Below are 19,052 nucleotides of genomic sequence, written 5' to 3'. Positions count from 1 at the left end.
AGGTGGGTTACCTGCTCTCAGCGGCGATGGCATGGTGCGTGCCTGGTGCCGAGACCGCTGTCTGTCCGTGTGCCTTGCCGTTGATCTCATACAGCAGGAAGCTCAGGACGATCAGAAGCGCCACGCCGATCAGCGCCTTGGCTGGCTTGTGCTGATGCTCCGTGCCGCAACGCGGATGATATTTTCCAGACAGCGATACCCGGGATGCGGGAAGCGGGGACATTACCTTGCTCCTTGCCTGATGCGATCGGGATGACCGTCCAATAACCGACGGTAAAGACTGATGTTCCTGTCTTGCACCGTCGTTTGCGAGAGGCTGCCCTGCCGTAGTCGCGGTGTATCGAAATATTTCTGTAAAAACCGTGGAACTCATTGTCTTCTGGCGCGTTTTCGCATCTCACCGTCGTAGGTGACACGTCAGGGGCAGTAATGGGATGAGTGGTGATAGTGGCCGGGTTGCGACCGGCATACCTGGGCTGGATGCGATCCTGGGCGGGGGTGTTTTCGACGGCGGCATCTATATCATTCAGGGCGCCCCCGGCGCCGGAAAGACCATTCTCGGCAATCAGATCTGCTTCGCGCAGGCTGCCCAGGGCCGCAATGCGCTTTACATCACGCTGCTGGCGGAGAGCCATGCCCGGATGATCGGGCATATGCGGCGGATGACCTTTTTCGACGAGAACGCAGTTCCCGATCGCATGTCCTATGTCGGCGCCTTCAAGACGCTGGAAGACGACGGTTTGCGCGGGCTGCTCGACGTGGTCCGGCGTGAAGTGCGGACCCGGAATGCCAGCATCCTCGTGCTGGACGGCCTCATCACGGTCCATGAAAAAGCGCGCTCCGAGCTCGAGCTGAAGAAATTCATCCACGAGCTGCAGACTCAAGCGGGCTTCAGCAACTGCACCATGTTCCTGCTGACCAGCGCCTTCGATGCCGATGCGCATCCGCCTGAGCATACGATGGTGGATGGGCTGATCGAGTTGCAGGCCTCCTTGCACGGCCGCCGCTCGGAACGCTCGATCCAGATCCACAAGCTGCGCGGCGGCTGGTTCATGGGCGGCAAGCATGCCTATCGCATCACGGACCACGGTCATGCGATTTATCCCCGCATCGAAGCGCTGCTGGAAACCCCGAGCATATGGGACAGCGCCGATGGGCCCATGGTCCCAGTGGGCATTCCCGGCATCGACAAGATGTTTGGTGGCGGTATCGATACGCATTCGGTGACCGTGGTGCTCGGCCCGTCGGGATCGGGCAAGACGACGGCGGGCCTGCAGTTCCTGACGGGCGGTCCGGCCGGCGAGCCGGCGCTGTTTTTCGGCTTCCACGAAAATCCGATGGCGCTGCGCGTGAAGGCCAAGAGCCTCAAGCTCGCATTGCCCGACCAGATCAGCCTGATATGGCGGCCGCAGACCGAGGCGGTGCTCGACGAGGTCGCGACCGAACTGCTCGGGACGATCCGCCAGAATGGTATCCGTCGTCTCGTCATCGACGGCATCGAGGGCTTCTCGAAGCTGACCGACGAAAAGCACCGCATGGGCTCTTTTTTGTCGGCACTGTGCAACGAGTTGCGCGCGCTCGGTGTTACGACCTTGGCGACGGCGGAAACCGATCACGCTGGGATGACGCCTGGGCAGCCGCTCAAGGGCGTCAACCAGACAGGTCTGTCTGCCGTAGCCGAGAACATCATTGCACTGCATCTGGCGGCGCTGCGCTCGGAAAACCATCGGCTGCTGACGATCCTCAAATCGCGCGACCGCCGGACCGACATGCGGATGCGCCGTTTTGAAATTCATGAGGGCGGCATCGTGCTCGACGACAATTATGAGAGGGCCGAACGCATCCTTCGCGATATCTCCAGCCAGGGGCCGCAGCCGACGCCAGCGGCGGATCTCAAATTGACTGGAGATTAGCGGTGCGCACGGTCCTGATTGTCGAGGACGAATGGGCGATCGCCGACTGGCTCGAAGTCCTGTTGAGCGAGAGCGCCTTCAATGTCCTGGTCGCCGGCAATGGCCGGGAGGCACTCGATATCCTGCATCGCGAGACGCCCGATCTCGTGCTGACCGATTTCATGATGCCGTTCGTGGACGGGGCAGGGCTGATCGCGGCCATGCGCGACGACAAACGCATGCGCGACATCCCGGTCATTGTGATGACGTCGCTGCTTGAGAACGTGGTGCGTGATCGCGCAGGGCGGTTCAGGGCCTATCTTCGCAAGCCATTTCGTGAAGCCGATCTGATGAAGGCCATCGGCGAAATTTTCCCGGACTAAGCGCTCGAATACCACCGTAAACATTGTGCTGCAGCGCACAGGCGCTGTTGTCACTGTTACGTCCTTTCGCCGCAGCCGCCCCGCACGACATAACGTGGCGGGCAAATAGCCCCTTCGCATCACGAAGTTGCGTTTTTGAATGGCTGTCGCGCGCCGTGCACATTTGTGGTGCGCCCCGTTTCCAATTCAACATAGACTATTTTTAAGGGAGTCGAACGACCCCACATAATGCTGCGCGAGCACGCCCGCCGGAACGATGCGGGCGGCCAATGAGGGTGGAATGGGAATCAATCAAGGCCCGATCAGTCTCGATCAGAAATACACCCAGGGTTCCGGTCATATCTTTCTCACCGGCATCCAGGCGCTGGTGCGGCTGCCGATGGCGCAGGTCCGTAGGGACCGTGCGGCCGGGCTCAACACCTCGGCCTTCGTCACCGGATATCGCGGCTCGCCACTCGGTGGTTACGACCAGCAGCTGATGGCTGCGCGAAAACATCTCGATCAATACGGCATCAAGTTTCAGCCCGGTGTGAATGAGGATCTCGCGGCCACCGCGATCTGGGGCACGCAGCAGCTCAATCTCTCGCCCGGCGCCAATTACGATGGCATCACCGGCATCTGGTACGGCAAGGGTCCCGGCGTCGATCGTTGCGGCGACGTGTTTCGTCACGGCAATGCGGCTGGCTCCGCCAAACATGGTGGTGTGCTATGTCTTGCGGGCGATGATCACGGCGCAAAATCATCGACGGTGCCGCATCAATCCGACCACGCCTTCGTCTCCGCATTGATGCCATATCTCTATCCGTCATCGATTCACGAGATCATCGACATGGGCCTGCTCGGCATTGCCATGTCGCGCTATTCTGGCTGCTGGGTCGGCATGAAGGTGATCACCGAGACGGTGGAAACGACGGCCGAGATCAATCTCAATGACGAGATGACGCCGTTCAAGATCCCGACTGATTTCGAGATGCCGCCCGGTGGCCTCAATCTGCGCTGGCCCGATGATCGCTATGCGCAGGATCGCCGTTTGCAGGACTACAAGGGTTTTGCTGCGATCGCGTTCGCGCGCGCCAACAACATCAACCGCGTCACCATCGACAGTCCGAATGCGCGCTTCGGCATCATGGCCTCAGGCAAGAGCTATGAGGACGTCCGCCAGGCGCTGCGCGAACTGGGTATCACCGAACAGGTTGCAGCGAAGATTGGTTTGCGGCTGTACAAGATCGGCATGCCGTGGCCGCTGGAGCCGGAAGGCGTGCGCAAATTCGCGGTGGGTCTCGAAGAGATTCTCATTGTCGAGGAACGCCGCGAGATCGTCGAAAACCAGGTCAAGCAGGAGCTGTTCAACTGGCGCGACGATGTGCGCCCGCGTATCGTCGGCAAGATGGATTCGCATGACCAGCGCTTCCTGCCTTTCGCGGAAGAGCTGAGCGTCGCCAAGCTCGCGACCTCGATGGTCGATCGTCTCTTGGCGATGGAGATCGATCCGGAGATCGCCGCATTGCTGCGCGCCAAGGCCGACTGGTTTCACGGCCGCGAAGCGTCGCAGGTACAGAATGTCGTACCGATTACGCGCACGCCGTATTTCTGCTCGGGCTGCCCGCATAACACCTCGACCAAGGTGCCGGAAGGCTCACGCGCGCTCGCCGGGATCGGCTGCCACTTCATGTCGCTGTGGATGGATCGCTCCACCGAGACCTTCACCCATATGGGCGGCGAGGGCGTGCCATGGACGGGCATTGCGCCCTTCACCAAGGAGAAGCACATCTTCGCCAATCTCGGCGACGGCACTTATTTCCATTCCGGTTCGCTGGCGATCCGGCAGTCGGTCGCCTCCAAGGCGAACATCACCTACAAGATCCTCTATAACGACGCCGTCGCCATGACCGGCGGCCAGAAACATGACGGCGAACTCTCGCCGCAGCAGATCACCTTCCAGCTTCACTCCGAAGGCATCCGCGCGATCTATCTCGTCTCCGAAAATCCGGATTCCTATCCGGCGAGCAGCATCGCGCCGGGCACCAAGCTCGCGCATCGCGATGAACTCGATCGCGTGATGAAGGAATGCCGCGAGATCGCGGGCTGCTCGGCTATCGTTTTCGTGCAGACCTGCGCAGCCGAAAAGCGCCGTCGCCGCAAGAAGGGCATCCTGGAAGATCCGCAGCGCCGTGTGATCATCAATCCCGCCGTCTGCGAAGGCTGCGGCGATTGTTCGGTGCAGTCGAACTGTATCTCGGTGGAGCCGCTGGAGACCGAACTCGGCCGCAAGCGCACCATCAACCAGTCGAGCTGCAACAAGGACTATTCCTGCCTGAAGGGCTTTTGCCCGTCCTTCGTCACCGTCGATGGCGGCAAGCTGAAGCGCAAGGCGCCGGTGGAGATCGGCAATATCGGTGAGCTGCCGGAGCCGGCGTCGCGGCCGACGCTGGATCGTCCCTACAATATCGCGGTGGGCGGCGTTGGTGGCACCGGCGTGCTGACCATCGGCGCGCTGCTCGGCATGGCCGCGCATATCGAAGGCAAGGCCTCGATGATCCTCGACATGTCCGGCCTTGCACAGAAGGGCGGCGCGGTGCTGAGCCATGTGCGGCTTGCCAATGATACGGCCGAGGTGACCTGTTCGCGCATCGTCACCGGCGGCGCCGATCTGCTCATCGCAGCCGATGAAGTGGTGGCGATCGCCAAGGAAACGATCTCGCTCTGCGAGGGTGAGCGCACCACCGGCATCGTCAACACGCATCTCATTCCGATCGCCGACTTCGTCCGCAATCGCGATTTCAACTTCCAGCGCGGTCGCGTTAATGACGTACTGTCGATGGCGCTGCGCAAGACATCGACCTTCCTCGATTTCACCAAGGCGGCCGAAGGCCTGCTCGGCGACAGCATCGCCACCAATATGATGATGATGGGGTATGCCTATCAGCAGGGCCTGCTGCCGGTGCAACGCGCCTCCATCGAGCAGGCGATCGAACTCAATGGCGTCTCGATCAAGATGAACATGCTGGCCTTCCAGCTCGGACGTCTCGCCGCGGCCGATCCGGAGCGTCTAGCCTCGATGCTGAAGGGCAGCGACGGCGTCGCCGCACCGAAGACGCAGGACGAGATGACGCTGGATGAAATTGTCGCCCATCGCAGCGCCATGTTGACCGATTACCAGAATGCGAAACTGGCAGACGCCTATCGCGCCACGGTGGGGCAGGTACGTGAAGCCGCGATGCGCGGTGGTTACGATGATGCGCTGCCACGGGCGGTGGCGATCAATTACGCCAAGCTGCTTGCCTATAAGGACGAATACGAAGTCGCGCGGCTCTACACCGATGGCCGCTTCGAGAAGCAGCTGCGCGAGCAGTTCGAAGGTGACTTCAAGATCCACTTCAATCTGGCGCCGCCAATGCTGCCGGGCACGGATGCGTCCGGCCGGCCGAAGAAGCGTGCTTTTGGTGCGTGGATGATGCCGCTGTTCAAGCTGTTGGCCGGCGCACGCGGGCTGCGTGGCACGCCGCTCGATGTGTTCGGCTACAGCGCTGACCGCAAGATCGAGCGCGATCTGATTGCGGGCTACGAGAAGGACATTGCGACGGTGGTCAGTCTGCTGTCGCCGGCAAATGTGGACATCGCGGTTGAGCTGCTGTCGCTGCCGGATACGATCCGCGGCTATGGCCCGGTGAAGGAAGCGGCGGTGGAAGCGGCGAAGGCGCGTTATGTGCAGCTTGCGCAGGATCTGGTGAACCCGCCGCCGGTGCCGAGGCAGATAGCGGCGGAGTGACGCTCTGTTCCCTCCCCCAAGCGGCGTAGCCGCGCCGTGGGGAGGGTGGCACGAGCGTAGCGAGTGACGGGTGGGGTGCTTCCTCAAACTCCGACGTTACGTGGGGAGAGCCCCACCCCCGCCTATCGGCGGACCCTCCCCACTGCGCTTCGCTTGGGGGAGGGAAGGCCATCAGCGCCGGAGCACTACACCCCAATATTATCGATCAACCTTGTCTTCCCCAACTTCGCCGCCAGGATCAGCCTCACCGGTCCATCCTTCATCGACGACACCTTCGCCAGCGTCTCGCTGTGCCGCGCTTCGAAATAATCGAGCACGAAACCTGCGGCCGTGATCATCGCAGCGCCGCCAGCAAGCACCGTTTCCATATCTTCGCCGGCCTTCAGCCGTTTCGCGGTTTCCTTCATCGCCTTGTAGAGCACCGGCGCGGTCGCGCGGTCTTCCGGCGACAGATAGACATTGCGCGACGACATCGCGAGGCCGTCGCGTTCGCGCACGGTGGTGGCGCCGATGACCTTGACGCCGAGATCGAGATCCCGCGCCATCCGCGTCACCACTTTCAGCTGCTGGAAATCCTTCTCGCCGAAGAAGGCCATGTCCGGGCGCACCTGGGTGAACAGTTTTCCGACCACGGTGGCGACACCGCCGAAGAAATGCGGGCGGAAGCGATCTTCGAGATCGGCAGTGGCTGGGCCTTCGGTGACAATCTTCGTCGCAAAACCTTCGGGATACATGACCTTGGCATCGGGGTTCCAGACGAGGTCGGCGCCGGCCTCGGTGAGTTTCGCAAGATCGCTCTTCCAGGTGCGCGGATAGGCGCCAAAGTCCTCAGTCGGGGCGAACTGGGTCGGGTTCACGAAGATCGACACCACCACCTTGTCGCAGCGGCGCAAAGCGAGGCGCACCAGCGCGATGTGGCCGTCATGCAGCGCGCCCATGGTCGGAACAAGCCCCACCGTCGCCTTGCGCGCGCGCAAGCCATCCACGGCACGGCGAAGGGCTGGCAAGGTGCGGGCAATTTGTGGGGCGCGACGGGGCATGTTGGCTCGTTATCTTTGGCGTCATGGCGAAGCAGGCGCGCTTGCTTAGCAAAGGCGGCGGGGCCGCGCCAAGCCTTCGCTGTGGTGTCCCGATGCCGCAACGGGCGGGGCGATTCATCATTAAGGACGCGGGGGGCGCGATCGGCGGTCCGTTGCGGGCCATTTTGCTTGACCCGTGAAGGACCGTGCTTTGAAGATGATCCGAAGGATCGCGAGCGATCCAGGGATCGCAATCGATGTTGATGCAAAGCGCGCAGCAGTCCGGCACGGCGCATGTGATCGTTCTGGGCAACGAGAAGGGCGGGTCGGGCAAGTCCACGACCGCGCTCCATATCGCCGTGGCTTTGCTCAAGGCCGGGCAGCGCGTCGCCACGATCGATCTCGATTGCCGCCAGCAAAGTTTTACCCGCTACATCAATAATCGTCGCGCGTGGGCCGGGCAGGCTGGGCTGAGCCTCGAAGTGCCTGATCATCATTGCCTGCAATTGGGCGACAGCATGCAGGTCGCCGAGAATGAAGCCTTCGAGCTTGAGCAATTTGCGCAAGCGATGGCCGCAGTCGAGCGCACGCATGACTTCATCGTCATCGATACGCCTGGCAGCGACACTTTCCTGATGCGGCTCGCGCATTCGATGGCGGATACGCTGGTCACACCCATCAATGACAGTTTTCTGGACTTCGACGTGCTCGGCTCGGTCGATGCGGCGAACTACACCGTCATCGGTGAGAGTCACTACGCGCAAATGGCGCGTGAGGCGCGACGCAAGCGACGACAGCATGATGGCGTGACGACAGACTGGATCGTCGTCCGCAATCGTCTGTCCATGGTCGGCTCCCGCAACAAGATGCTGGTCGCCGGCGTGCTCGACCAACTCGCATTCCGACTCGGCTTCCGACCTGTCGATGGTCTCGCCGAGCGGGTGATGTATCGGGAGTTTTTTCCACGCGGCTTGACGGCGCTGGACGATCTCAACGAAGCTACCCTCGGCCGTCGCCCCAGCATGGGTCATGTCACCGCGCGGGAAGAGGTCGTTGAGCTGCTCCGCAAGCTCAAATTACCTCTGGACGAGCGCGGCCGCCGCCGGGCGGCCAACCGGGCCGAATGGGCATTGCAGGCCGACAAGCCGCTCGATCTGCACGACATCGTCGGCAGCTGATCCGGTCGTTGCCATAACGTTTTGAATTATATCGAGTTTTATCGAAGTTCTTGCCTCGATGTTCCAGTTTCGTTGGTAGGATGAAACGGAATCGCGGAACGCGAGAGCCGCTGCGCAGTTGATTTATCCTTGTAACAGACCGGGATTTGGGACGTCGTTCCCTTGCCGGAAGGCACTCGAATTCGCAGAATTCGTCATCGTTTTCGTTCGCGGGTGCACAAGAAAGGACTGCGGCGCACAATGTTACGGCTCTGAATTCACAATATTTAGTCTTCCTGTCACTGAGCTGTGACATATATGCTGTTCAAGCCACGATCATTGTCATCGATCGATTACAATCATCGTAGCCTGGACCGGCGAGCGCCCTTTGAGGGATCATGCCGAGGGACCGAACATGAAACGCGGATTGCTTATCCTGCTTTCGGTTTGCGTACTGACCGCTGTCGCGTATTTCACCGCGAGCAAGTGGGCGATCCGTCATGAGACGCTGACGTTCTTCGACAAGGAACGTAACCGTCCGGTGCAGGTCGATATCGCCGTTCGTCGTGACAAGGAAATGCAGGCCAATGCCGGCATGATCACTCTGCCGGTGGCGATCCTCAATCACGGCAACACCGTCAAATTCACCGAATACTCGTTCCTTGCGAATGTGTTCGCCGCACGCGGCTACATGGCTGTGAGCATCCAGCACGATCTAGCCAGCGACGCGCCGCTCGTCACCAAAGTCGGCGAGCCCTATGTCGGCCGCTTGCCGGTCTATGAGCGCGGTGTCGAGAACATTAAATTCGCGGTCACCCAGCTGAAGAAGATCCAGCCGAATTCGGACTTCGATCATCTCACGCTGGTCGGCCATTCCAATGGCGGCGACATCTCGGTGTTCTTCGCCAAGGAGTATCCGAACGAGGTCAAGAAGGTCGTCACGCTGGACAATCTGCGGGTCCCGTTCATGACCGATGGCAAGTTCAAGATCCTGTCCTTCCGTTCGAAGGACAACATGTTCAAGCCGGACCCTGGTGTGGTGCCGGATGATGACGTCTGCGAGAAGGCCGGCATCACCGTTGTCGATACTGGCGCGCAGCATAACGACATGAGCGATCGTGGTCCGGCTGCGCTTAAAGAGAAGATCCAGGGCATGTTGTCCAAGTTCCTGGACGACGACAACAAGCTGTCCCCCGTCAGCGGCCAGCCGCAGATCCTGCAGAAACCGGCCCCCAAGCCGCCGGCACAGCAGAGCATGGTGACGGATCCAGCCAAGCTCGCGCAGTATACGCCGAGCGTGAATTGATCTGACGTCGCTCGGCAGACCGACATTCAATGCATTGATGGGCGAAGCAGGCGGAGTGGCCTCCGCCTGACGTGACCTCACCCGGAATCGACTTGGCGGGATGACCGTGGATCGCTGCCTTTTTGCAGTGAGGTCTTGAGGCACTCGGTCATGAACTTCACGAAGGCGGACACCTTCGGCAAGGGATATTGGCTACGTGGCCACAGCAGACGGAGTGCGCGGCGCGTTTTCAGAATATCGGGGAGTATCTCGCAAAGCCTGCCGTCCCTGATGCGATCCGCCACGGCAAAATCTGGGATCAAGGCAATCCCGCTTCCTGCTTCCGCAAGATGTATCAGCGGCTCCAGAGACGTGGTGGCAAGCGCCACGGGCAAAGCCGCGTTCTCCGGCATGGCCGGTCCCCAGTCGGCGAGCTTTCCGGTTTCGTAAAACCGGTGATGCAGCAGGCGATGATTCAACAAGTCGGCAGGTTCACGAGGCTCGCCCATCCGCGCGACGTAGCTGGGCGCAGCAACCAGACGCGAAACGAAGTCGCCCAGCTTCACGTGAATCAGTCTGCTATCACTGACCTCGCCAGAACGGATCACGGCGTCAAACCCGTCCTCGATCACGTCTACCAGACGATCATTGTAATCGATGTCGAGTTCGACCTCCGGATAGCGCGCGAGGAATTCGCCGAACAGCGGCGTGAGCAGGTCACCCGCAAATGGCACGCTCACGCGAAGCCGCCCCTGCGGAGATGATGTTGTCTGCGCCAATTCCGCTTCGGCGGCCTCCAACTCGCTGAGGATGCGACGGCAGCGGTCCAGAAACACTTCGCCCTCGCGGGTCAGCCCGATGGCGCGGGTCGAGCGATGAAAGAGGCGGACGCCGAGTTGATCCTCAAGTTTGGCGATGGTCTTGCCGATGGCCGAGGAGGACAGGCCGAATTGCTGTCCGGCCAGTTTGAAGCTGCGTAGTTCCGCGGCCTGCACAAAGGCGCTCATCGCACTAACGCTTTCAATCCTGACAGTCATTGCGTCCGTTTATTCCGTAATGTTCGGAAATGCGGCCCATTTATCATCCGTCGCGCCATCGTTAGTCAAGCAAGCAGACCCGCGCATGGCGGGGAGCAAGACGAAAAAGGATGGTGACATGCCCACGCTTTTTGACCCCATCGCGCTTGGTGCGCTGACCGCATCCAATCGCATCATCATGGCGCCGCTGACCCGCAGCCGTGCGACTCGGGATTTCATCCCAACCGAGATGATGGCCGGGTACTACGCCCAGCGCGCCTCGGCCGGCCTCATCATCAGCGAGGCGATCGGTGTTTCGCGCCAGGGTAACGGTTTCACCTATACGCCCGGGCTGTGGTCCGAGGAGCAGGTGCGCGCCTGGAAGCCGATCACGCACGCCGTGCACGATAATGGCGGCTTGATCGTCGCCCAGTTGGGACACACGGGCCGGGCAGGGCACCCGACCGTGATCGGCGAGCGGCCTGTCTCTGCCAGCGCGACGATCTCCACCGTCGATGCGTGGACCTATGAGGGGCCCAAGCCTGCCCATCGCGCGCGGGCGTTAGATGTCCTCGAGATCGCCGGCATCGTCGCCGATTTCGCACGCGCGGCGCGGAATGCGATGACTGCCGGCTTCGACGGAGTGCAGATCCATGCTGCGAATGGCATGCTGATCGATCAGTTTCTGCGGAACAGCAGCAATCTGCGCACCGACGAATACGGTGGAAGCATCGACAACCGCGTGCGCCTGCTGAACGAGGTGACGCGTGCCGTTGCCGGCGAAATCGGATCGGATCGAACCTCCGTCCGTCTGTCACCGAATGGCGAGACCTGGGGCGTAGACGACAGCGATCCGACGCCATTGTTTGTCGCTGCGGCGAAAGTGCTGAATGTCATCGGCATCGCCTTCCTCGAACTGAAGGAAGCCAATCCCGACGGCGCATTCGCTTCGTCTGACGTGCCGCATCAGTCGCCGATGATGCGTCCGCATTTCAACGGGCCGCTAATTCTCAACGCCGATTACGATCTGACGCGCGCGCGGACCAATCTTGAAAGCGGTCTCGCCGATGGCGTTAGCTTCGGCCGCGCTTTTCTGGCCAATCCCGATCTCGTCCGGCGCTTGCGCGAAGGCGCGCCGTTGAACGAGGCGGATCAGGACACGTTCTACAGCCAAGGCGTCGAAGGATATTCCGATTATCCGACGCTAGCCAACGCGAAAGCCGTCGCCTGACGCGCGGATCTCATCATCACCATTGCAACAAAGGAGTCCGTCATGGACTGGAATGCCAATCGCGATCACCTCCTGACCAATGTCGGCAAGCTGCAGCAGCTATCCCCAGACACATTGAAAGGCTACCTCATCGCATCCGGTGCAGGCCGCAAAACCGCACAGCTCGACGAGAAGACGCGCCAGCTCATCTCGCTCGCGGTCGCCGTCACCACGCGCTGTGACGGCTGCATCTCGATCCACAGCAATGAAGCGTCGAAGGCGGGTGCCAGTCGCGAAGAACTTGCCGAAGCGCTTGGCGTCGCGGTCGCCATGAATGCCGGTGCTGCGCTCGTTTACTCGACGCGTGCGCTCGAAGCGTTCGATGCAGCGAACGGTGCTTGAAAACGTTTCAATCAAGCCGTCTGGAGGCTTCTATGAAGTTGTATTTTTCGCCTGGTTCTTGCGGGCTTGCGTCGCAAATCGCGCTGCGGGAGGCGGAGCAGAAATTCGATCTGATTGCGGTCGATTTCAAGACCAAGACGACGGTCGAGGGTGACTATCTCAAAGTGACGCCGAAAGGCTTCGTGCCCGCCTTGAAACTGGATGATGACGACGTCATCACGGAAAGTGCGGTGGTGTTGCAATGGATTGCTGACAAGCATCCGGACGCGCATCTGCTTCCTCAGTTCGGCAGCCGGGAACGCTATGAGGCGTTGGAGTGGTTGAACTTCATCGCCACCGATCTGCACAAGAGCTTTGCCGTCATGTTCTCGCCAGTCTTCGATGCAGCATCGAAGGTGGCGTTCGCCGAGAAAAATCTCATCGGCAAGTTCGACTATGTGGATCAGCATCTGTCGACGCGCGACTATCTCCTTGGCCAGAATTTTTCCGTTGCGGATGCCTATCTCTACAACGTGCTGTCATGGCCCTCTCGCGTCGGTCTCGACGTGAGCGGTTACGGCTCTATCCAGAACTTCATGCATCGCATGGAGCAGCGCCCGAGCGTGCGCGCCTCACTGAAGGCGGAAGGCCTTCCGAGCCCGCAGGCCTGACTCAGTGCAATGTGAGCTCACCAATTCCCGATATCCCGAGCATTGAGGAGAGATCGATGAACGACCCGTTGCTGAACCAGCCTCCAGGTTATGTGCCGCCCCAAGTCTGGACCCAGAAGACCGTCTATGGCGGTGCATTCGGCAGTTCGAACCGGCCGGTGTCCGGCGCGACATTCCAACAGGAGTTGCCCGTCGGAAAGCATCCGCTGCAACTCTATTCGCAGGGGACGCCTAACGGGCAGAAAGTCACGATCCTTCTGGAAGAGTTATTGGCGGCCGGACATGCTGACGCCGAATATGATGCCTGGCTGATCGATATCTTCAAAGGTGATCAGTTCGGCAGCGGGTTTGTCGGCATCAATCCGAATTCGAAAATCCCGGCACTGGTCGATCATTCGACCAGCCCCGCTCTGCCGATTTTCGAAAGCGGCTCGATCCTCGTCTATCTCGCCGAGCGCTTCGGAGCATTCCTGCCGACCGAGCGACGTGCGCGCTCCGAAACGTTCAACTGGCTGATGTGGCAGATGGGGACGGCGCCATTTGTCGGCGGTGGCCTCGGGCACTTCTATGCCTATGCGCCGTTCAAGATCGAATATGCGATCGACCGTTACGCCATGGAAGTCAAACGCCAATTGCATGTCCTGGACACGCATCTCGCGTCGCACGAATTCCTCGTCGGCGGTCAGTACACCATCGCGGACATCGCGGTATGGCCATGGCAACCCGGCAGCCTCTATGGCGTCTACAACACCCACGAGTTCCTTGCGGTCGAGCAATATCCGCATCTGCTCCGCTGGTACCGGTCGATTGCCGCGCGTCCGGCGGTGATACGGGGCGTATCGTCAACCGGACCGGTGGAGCGGCCGGCGAATTTCTGCGCGAGCGGCACCACGCGTCGGATTTCGAGAGCGTAACGGGGGGATAGACAGTCAGCCTCTGGAACGGCTGCGACGTCGGGGAATACGCTGATTTGGCGGCAAAGCTTCCACCCTCGCTCACAACCGACTATTGATCGCGCATGGCCACACTGATTGCCGGCGCCGTCGCCGTTTTCGTTCTTTACACGCTGCTGCAGCTGCTTCGCACCGCGAACCCGGCGATGCTGGCGCGCGCCACCAAGATCGGTGGCGGCATTCTGTGTCTGGCGGCAGCGGCCTTCACAGGCCTGAGGGGCGAGTTCTGGGTCGCCATTCCGATCGGGCTATTTGGCGCCGGCCTGCTGGGCTGGGCGCCGTTCGGCGGTGGGTTGGCCGAAGCTGAGCTTGACCGCCGGTTTCCCGGCTGGCGTCAGCACACGCAGGGCAATGCGGCAGGGCGGGGCGACAGAGGGCCGGCGTCGCGCAGTAAAATGACGGAGGAGGAGGCCTATCAGATCCTTGGCGTGCAGCCTGGGGCGGGGCGCGACGAGATCAGTCGCGCGCATCGAGCCCTCATGAAGAAACTGCATCCCGACCAGGGGGCTCGACGTATCTCGCGGCCCAGGTCAACGAGGCCAAGGACACTCTGCTTCGCACGCATCGTAGCTAACTCCGGAACGCTTTACGCTACTGACTGCGAGTTGCTTCTGTTCTCTGAGGACGCCCGTCGCCTGCCGTTGCCCGGCATGGTCGATCATTTCCCTGCCTGAATTTTTAGTGTGGATTTCTTGACGAGAGGTTGTCAGGGCCAGGATTTATTTACCCTGAAACGCAAAATGGCCGGGACATCGTCCCGGCCATTTGTCGTTTGTTGCTGAAGTTCCGGCGATCAGTTCTTGATGGTGATGCAAGGAATGTCGGAACGCTTGAGGGTCTTGCAGGCGGCTTCCGCCTGATCGCGGTCGAGCCCGGCGAAACGGGCCCGGTACAGCTTCCTGTTGCCGTTTCCAACGGTCTCAGTGAACGGGTCGGCCTTGCCGAGTGCGCCGCGGGCATTCTCACGGGCCGCGTCGAGGCGGGTCTTGGCTTCGCCCTCGCTACCCAGCGCGCCGACCTGGATGATCCAGCCGGAATGCGCCACTGCGGGTTTGATCGAACCGGCCTGCTGCACGGCCTGTGGGGCAGGCGCCGGTGCTGGCGCCGCATAGGCCATGGTGGTCCCGCCGTGCTGGGCGCTGGAGCTCGGCAGGACGCCGAGAATGCCGTTGCCGGTGCCGTGGCCAGCAGGCTGGGGAGGCATTTCAGAGCGGGCATAGAGCGAATTGGTGGTCTCAGGCGAGCGAGCGATGGCTTCCGAGCGTGCAGGGATCGTGCTGGTGGCTGCCGGGGCTGCCGTGGTCTCGGCATTGGCGGAAGCAACACGGTACTGCCCTGACTTCACCTGCACGGTACGGACGCGGACGGGCTTCATGGGTTCGGCCGAACCCGGAATGGCCGGCATCGCCTCGGACTGGATCACGCCGCTGTTGAGCGGGCCGGGCTCAGGCTTGCGGGCCTGGTGCATGGGCACTGCTGCGGGCGGCACGGCTGCGGTGGCAGCGGCCAGGAAGGAGCGGTTCGGCGCGATCGCTGCGGCGGCTGCGGGGCGCGCCGGTGCTGGTTCTGGAGCAGCAACCGGTTCGGCCGACGGCGGCGCGGCGGACGCCACCTGGATCGCGCCATTGAGCTGCTTGGTTTCGGTCGGACGCGACTGGGCCTGGACTTCGGCGACCTCGGTGGCGGCCTCTGCCGGGCTGCGCTCGGTGATGGCGGCCACGGTGCGGCGCGTTGCGCCCTTGTCCAGATTGTCAGCCAACAAGGTCCGCATGGCGGCATCACGCGAACCGCCGCTGCGGCCGCCAAGCACGACGCCAACGAGGTAGCGGTTGCCGCGCTTCATGGAGGAGACAAGATTGAAGCCGGAGGCGCGGGTATAGCCGGTCTTGATGCCGTCGATGCCTTCGACGGATCCCAGCAGCCGGTTGTGATTGCGGATGCTGCGGCCGCGATACACGAAGGAGGTCGTGGCAAAGTAGCGATAGTAGCGCGGGAAACGGTCCTGGATCGCGCGGCCGAGGACCGACTGATCGCGGGCCGTAGTGACCTGCGCATCGTCGGGCAGGCCGGAGGCGTTGCGATAGACCGTGCGGCTCATGCCGAGCGCGCGGGCTTTCCGTGTCATCAGCTTGGCGAAATCATCTTCGTCGCCGGCAATCGCTTCGGCGATCACGACGGCGGCGTCATTGGCCGAGCGGGTGACGAGGCCTTTGATCGCATCCTCGACGCGCAGCGTTTGACCAGGGCGGAGGCCGAGCTTGGTCGGCGACTGCGAAGCAGCGTGCTGTGAGACGGACATTTCGCTGTCGAGCGAAATCTTCCCCTGTTCGAGTTTCTCGAACAGCATGTACAGCGTCATGATCTTGGTGAGAGAGGCCGGGTGGCGCAGCGAGTCCGGATTGGTGGACTGCAGCACGGCGCCTGAATTGGCGTCGATCATGATGGTGGCGAAGGCGGGATTGTAGCTGGAGACCCGGGCGACGTGGCTCTTGCTCTTGCCTTTGTGGCGCCGGCGGGCATCGGCGGTATCGACTGTGAAAGCCACGCCGATGCCGATGGTGACAAGCCCCAGGACGCACGCACGGAAGGTGCGCGACGAAGCAAAAGTTGTGCGAAGCATGGACTTCCCCGTCAGATCGGTCTCATTCCCCCACCGGTAAGGCTAAATTATGCCCGACAACCGGAGGTTCGTCTCGGTGTTGTGGTCGGCCTGAGCGGGCTCTCGACGGAAGGCAATTGAATCTCGCCATTCTGGCTAAGAGCATGTGCTCACGCAGTTTTTAGGCCTCACGGCCAATACGCAACAATGCAAGGAATCACGTTAGGTCGCCCGGGTTGCCAAAGGGTTAAGCAAATCTTGCCGCGGACACGCAGATTTCGCACGAATGCCGATAATTGTGCGATGCACAATAAGGTTGACCAATTTGTGCGTCGCACGATAAATCGCAACTCAGATCGGCCGGCCATGACCATTGGCGGCCCACCCAAGCAATCCGGGAAGGGATTTCACATGTTCAAGATCGAGGACATTCAGGCCTACGGCCAGGAGCATTTTGCCAGCGCATTGGCGACGGCCGGTGAATTTCAAACCGGTGCCCAGGCGATCGCGACGGCGGTCGGCGACTACACCAAAAAGTCGTTCGAGGACGGCAATGCCCTGATGTCCGAACTCGCGACGGTCAAGTCGCTGGACAAGGCATTCGAAGTTCAGGGGGATTACGCGAAGCTGGCTTACGATAATTTCGTCGCGGAAGGCCAGAAGATCAGCGATCTCTATGCCGATCTCGCCAAGCAGGCGTTCAAACCGTTCGAGGGCCTGATGTCGAAGATGACGCCGGGCGCCTGACGCATACACGATCTTCAAAGCAAAACGCCCGGCTTTCGGCCGGGCGTTTTTTGTTTGCGGCATGTCGCGTCAGCGGGAGACGCGCAGCTTGTTCAGCGAGTTGCCGATAGCGGTGAAGGCTGTGGCGATGCCGCTGGCGGTGCTGGTCGGGTAGAAGTTGCCGCTGTCTGCGCAATATTTGAGAATGGCCGATTCCGGGTCGCCGTCGGTGTTGACCTGGATCGTGTAGATGATCGTCTGCTGCTTGCCGTTCACTGGCGCCTTGATGTTGTCGCACAGCAGCTTCTGTCGGCCATCGACTTGTGTCGACCACGTGCTTCCGTTGCCGTACCAGCGGTCGATCGTATTCATGCCGTCCGACAGCAGGATGATGGCATCCGTGTATTTGTAGTTTGAGTCCTTGGCCGGCGCGGGGAACGGATCGGTGCCGATCTGCAGCGTCTGCCAGGCCCATGCCATGCCGATGGGCTGGTTGGTGCCGCCGTTGGCGTCCAGCGCATCGATCTTGTTTTTCAGCGTCTGCACGTTGCTGCTGCCATAGGCAGATGTCATTCCGAGAATGGCTTCCGGGCACGCATTGTACTGATTGGCAGGGTAACGCGTCGCTGATGACGTGGCCGCGTCATTGGTGGTGTCGTAGGGCTGGTCGCGATCCGTTACGCAACCGTTCCAGTTGTTGCGGCTGGAGGAAGTCCAGTTCCAGCTTCCGTTCTTCCACGTCCAGCTGCCGTTTGACGAATCCCAGTCATCCCACTTGAGCCAGCTTGCGTCCTTGTTGCTTTTGCCGACATTGACCATCTGAGCAAATGGAACGATCGAAATGTAGACATCTTCCGTCATGCGGGACGAAGCGCTCAACGTGTCGATCAAGTTCTTTGCCGCAGTTTTCATGGCGGCGAGCTTGCCGCTCGAATTCATCGAGCCGGTGACGTCGAGCGCCACGGCGATGCGCATGCGGGTCGATCCCCATGTCGTCGTCGATGAGCCGAGAATGTTCATTTGCGGGAAGCCGACCATCTTCATGAAGTCGGTCGCCACATTGCCCGAGCCGTTCAGCGTGACGGTCGAACCATCCTTGGTGTTGGTGGTGTAGCTTGCGGTCACTGCAATCGGGCTGGAGCTGCTGTTCGTATAGAGCGCGTTGAAATACTTCACCGCCTTGGCCGAGACTTCGGCTGCCGACATGGTCGGGTTTGAGCCGAGATCTTTCGACACCATCAGCGCAGCGGAATCGAGCGCGACCTGCATTGTCGTGCGCGCCGCGTTGGTGCGCGAATAGTCGACGGCGGCTCCGACGAAGCCGAGGAGGGGCACCAGCGACACCGCGAAGATCATCGCGACGTTGCCGCGCTCGTCGCTGCGGAAGCGCTTTGCTGCACGGCTTGCCTGGTCTGAAATCGAGCGAATGGACATGGTGACCGCCAAAATGGGTTTCTGGCGATCATTTCGGGGGATACGGCTAAACGGGTGGTAAAGGTGTCCTCGGAAAATCGGTAAAAGGCTGCCTATTGGTAAGATGGGGTGCAAGTGTTCGGTATCATCCTCAACGGCCGCTAAATGGCGCTGGTGGATAGGCAATCTAGTTTGACAGGAGCTGTTAACCTTTAGTCTTGGGCCTGTGGCCAGGAGGGACAAGTGGCGCCCACGATGGTCAGACAGCACCGTTTCTGCTGTGCCTGCGTGCCTTGCAGCAAAATTACGGGAACCCATATTGGTCGCATCAGCTTCGCAACCGGCGATCAGGCTGCGCGTTCTTTAGCCTTCCCGTTAGCCAAGCCGCGCGAATTCCGGCCCGGAAAGGCCTTTGGCCGGAGATTTTCGGGGACGCCAGCCCGGCGGGGCTGGCCAATATCCGGTGGGGACTTTTATACAGACGCCATGGTGCAGACAGTTTCGACATTGATGACCGAGAACAGCCTTTTCGCGCCGACCGCCCATTTGTCGGGGCGCCGTGGTGGGACGATCCGCGC

General features: G+C 61.0%; 14 protein-coding genes and 2 pseudogenes. 11 read left to right on the top strand and 5 right to left on the bottom strand.

The genetic code is table 11. From position 1 onward, the window contains the following. Positions 1–7: 7 nt before the first annotated feature. The gene (locus tag RPMA_RS17560; RefSeq protein WP_211908989.1) at positions 8–223 is read right to left on the bottom strand and encodes a hypothetical protein; all 216 of its coding nucleotides are present in this window, start codon (positions 221–223) and stop codon (positions 8–10) included. Positions 224–434: 211 nt separating this feature from the next. Here RPMA_RS17560 and RPMA_RS17555 point away from each other — a divergent pair, with 211 nt between their 5' ends. From RPMA_RS17555 to RPMA_RS17545, 3 genes are all read left to right on the top strand, one after another. Beyond that, on the top strand, positions 435–1,913 hold the full coding sequence (locus tag RPMA_RS17555) for an RAD55 family ATPase (RefSeq protein ID WP_211908987.1): 1,479 nt from the start codon (positions 435–437) through the stop codon (positions 1,911–1,913). 2 nt (positions 1,914–1,915) lie between these two features. Continuing rightward, entirely contained in the window at positions 1,916–2,275 is a 360-nt protein-coding gene (locus RPMA_RS17550) for a response regulator (protein ID WP_211908986.1), read from the top strand. A 280-nt stretch (positions 2,276–2,555) separates the two neighbouring features. Further along, positions 2,556–6,044, top strand: coding sequence for an indolepyruvate ferredoxin oxidoreductase family protein (locus RPMA_RS17545; protein WP_211908985.1), 3,489 nt, complete (start codon positions 2,556–2,558; stop codon positions 6,042–6,044). 185 nt (positions 6,045–6,229) lie between these two features. On the opposite strand, the gene panC is transcribed toward RPMA_RS17545, so the two are convergent. Next, on the bottom strand, positions 6,230–7,084 hold the full coding sequence (gene panC, locus RPMA_RS17540) for a pantoate--beta-alanine ligase (protein WP_211908982.1): 855 nt from the start codon (positions 7,082–7,084) through the stop codon (positions 6,230–6,232). Between the two features lie 236 nt (positions 7,085–7,320). Here panC and RPMA_RS17535 point away from each other — a divergent pair, with 236 nt between their 5' ends. Together RPMA_RS17535 and RPMA_RS17530 are read left to right on the top strand one after the other, a co-directional pair. Beyond that, a complete protein-coding gene (locus RPMA_RS17535; protein WP_211908981.1) occupies positions 7,321–8,241 on the top strand; it encodes a division plane positioning ATPase MipZ in 921 nt (306 codons plus the stop codon). A gap of 394 nt (positions 8,242–8,635) precedes the next feature. After that, entirely contained in the window at positions 8,636–9,526 is an 891-nt protein-coding gene (locus RPMA_RS17530; RefSeq protein ID WP_211908980.1) for an alpha/beta fold hydrolase, read from the top strand. Positions 9,527–9,603: 77 nt separating this feature from the next. On the opposite strand, the gene RPMA_RS17525 is transcribed toward RPMA_RS17530, so the two are convergent. Then, complete coding sequence (locus RPMA_RS17525; protein WP_249225258.1) at positions 9,604–10,542, bottom strand: LysR family transcriptional regulator; 939 nt, start codon at positions 10,540–10,542, stop codon at positions 9,604–9,606. Positions 10,543–10,660: 118 nt separating this feature from the next. On the opposite strand from RPMA_RS17525, the gene RPMA_RS17520 reads away from it, so the two are divergent. From RPMA_RS17520 to RPMA_RS17500, 5 genes and pseudogenes are all read left to right on the top strand, one after another. Further along, the gene (locus RPMA_RS17520; RefSeq protein WP_211908979.1) at positions 10,661–11,752 is read left to right on the top strand and encodes an alkene reductase; all 1,092 of its coding nucleotides are present in this window, start codon (positions 10,661–10,663) and stop codon (positions 11,750–11,752) included. A gap of 42 nt (positions 11,753–11,794) precedes the next feature. Then, positions 11,795–12,133 carry a carboxymuconolactone decarboxylase family protein gene (locus tag RPMA_RS17515; RefSeq protein ID WP_211908978.1) on the top strand — a complete coding sequence of 113 codons (339 nt, stop codon included), beginning with the start codon at positions 11,795–11,797 and terminating at the stop codon, positions 12,131–12,133. Between the two features lie 32 nt (positions 12,134–12,165). Further along, the gene (gene gstA, locus RPMA_RS17510) at positions 12,166–12,783 is read left to right on the top strand and encodes a glutathione transferase GstA (RefSeq protein ID WP_211908977.1); all 618 of its coding nucleotides are present in this window, start codon (positions 12,166–12,168) and stop codon (positions 12,781–12,783) included. A gap of 56 nt (positions 12,784–12,839) precedes the next feature. Continuing rightward, positions 12,840–13,708 (top strand): annotated as a pseudogene (gene yghU, locus RPMA_RS17505) (glutathione-dependent disulfide-bond oxidoreductase). A 93-nt stretch (positions 13,709–13,801) separates the two neighbouring features. Next, positions 13,802–14,310, top strand: a pseudogene (locus RPMA_RS17500) (DnaJ domain-containing protein). 219 nt (positions 14,311–14,529) lie between these two features. Here RPMA_RS17500 and RPMA_RS17495 read toward each other — a convergent pair. Continuing rightward, entirely contained in the window at positions 14,530–16,356 is a 1,827-nt protein-coding gene (locus RPMA_RS17495; protein WP_211908976.1) for a D-alanyl-D-alanine carboxypeptidase, read from the bottom strand. Between the two features lie 390 nt (positions 16,357–16,746). On the opposite strand from RPMA_RS17495, the gene RPMA_RS17490 reads away from it, so the two are divergent. Then, the gene (locus tag RPMA_RS17490; RefSeq protein WP_211908975.1) at positions 16,747–17,082 is read left to right on the top strand and encodes a phasin family protein; all 336 of its coding nucleotides are present in this window, start codon (positions 16,747–16,749) and stop codon (positions 17,080–17,082) included. A gap of 69 nt (positions 17,083–17,151) precedes the next feature. On the opposite strand, the gene RPMA_RS17485 is transcribed toward RPMA_RS17490, so the two are convergent. Further along, positions 17,152–18,495, bottom strand: a complete 1,344-nt coding sequence (locus tag RPMA_RS17485; protein WP_211908973.1) for a TadE/TadG family type IV pilus assembly protein — start codon at positions 18,493–18,495, stop codon at positions 17,152–17,154. Positions 18,496–19,052: the final 557 nt, after the last annotated feature.

It is taken from the genome of Tardiphaga alba, from assembly GCF_018279705.1.
Lineage (GTDB): Bacteria > Pseudomonadota > Alphaproteobacteria > Rhizobiales > Xanthobacteraceae > Tardiphaga > Tardiphaga alba.
Note: the sequence above shows the minus strand (reverse complement) of the source record. Positions and strands in the feature narration are given on the sequence as shown.

Bases quoted from the DNA above. Each gene is read 5' to 3' on its own strand.
- RPMA_RS17530 (WP_211908980.1), top strand. From the start codon at position 8,636: ATGAAACGCGGATTGCTTATCCTGCTTTCGGTTTGCGTACTGACCGCT.
- panC (WP_211908982.1), bottom strand. From the start codon at position 7,084: ATGCCCCGTCGCGCCCCACAAATTGCCCGCACCTTGCCAGCCCTTCGC.
- RPMA_RS17490 (WP_211908975.1), top strand. From the start codon at position 16,747: ATGTTCAAGATCGAGGACATTCAGGCCTACGGCCAGGAGCATTTTGCC.
- gstA (WP_211908977.1), top strand. From the start codon at position 12,166: ATGAAGTTGTATTTTTCGCCTGGTTCTTGCGGGCTTGCGTCGCAAATC.
- RPMA_RS17485 (WP_211908973.1), bottom strand. From the start codon at position 18,495: ATGTCCATTCGCTCGATTTCAGACCAGGCAAGCCGTGCAGCAAAGCGC.
- RPMA_RS17535 (WP_211908981.1), top strand. From the start codon at position 7,321: ATGTTGATGCAAAGCGCGCAGCAGTCCGGCACGGCGCATGTGATCGTT.
- RPMA_RS17515 (WP_211908978.1), top strand. From the start codon at position 11,795: ATGGACTGGAATGCCAATCGCGATCACCTCCTGACCAATGTCGGCAAG.
- RPMA_RS17555 (WP_211908987.1), top strand. From the start codon at position 435: ATGAGTGGTGATAGTGGCCGGGTTGCGACCGGCATACCTGGGCTGGAT.
- RPMA_RS17545 (WP_211908985.1), top strand. From the start codon at position 2,556: ATGGGAATCAATCAAGGCCCGATCAGTCTCGATCAGAAATACACCCAG.
- RPMA_RS17495 (WP_211908976.1), bottom strand. From the start codon at position 16,356: ATGCTTCGCACAACTTTTGCTTCGTCGCGCACCTTCCGTGCGTGCGTC.
- RPMA_RS17520 (WP_211908979.1), top strand. From the start codon at position 10,661: ATGCCCACGCTTTTTGACCCCATCGCGCTTGGTGCGCTGACCGCATCC.
- RPMA_RS17525 (WP_249225258.1), bottom strand. From the start codon at position 10,542: ATGACTGTCAGGATTGAAAGCGTTAGTGCGATGAGCGCCTTTGTGCAG.
- RPMA_RS17560 (WP_211908989.1), bottom strand. From the start codon at position 223: ATGTCCCCGCTTCCCGCATCCCGGGTATCGCTGTCTGGAAAATATCAT.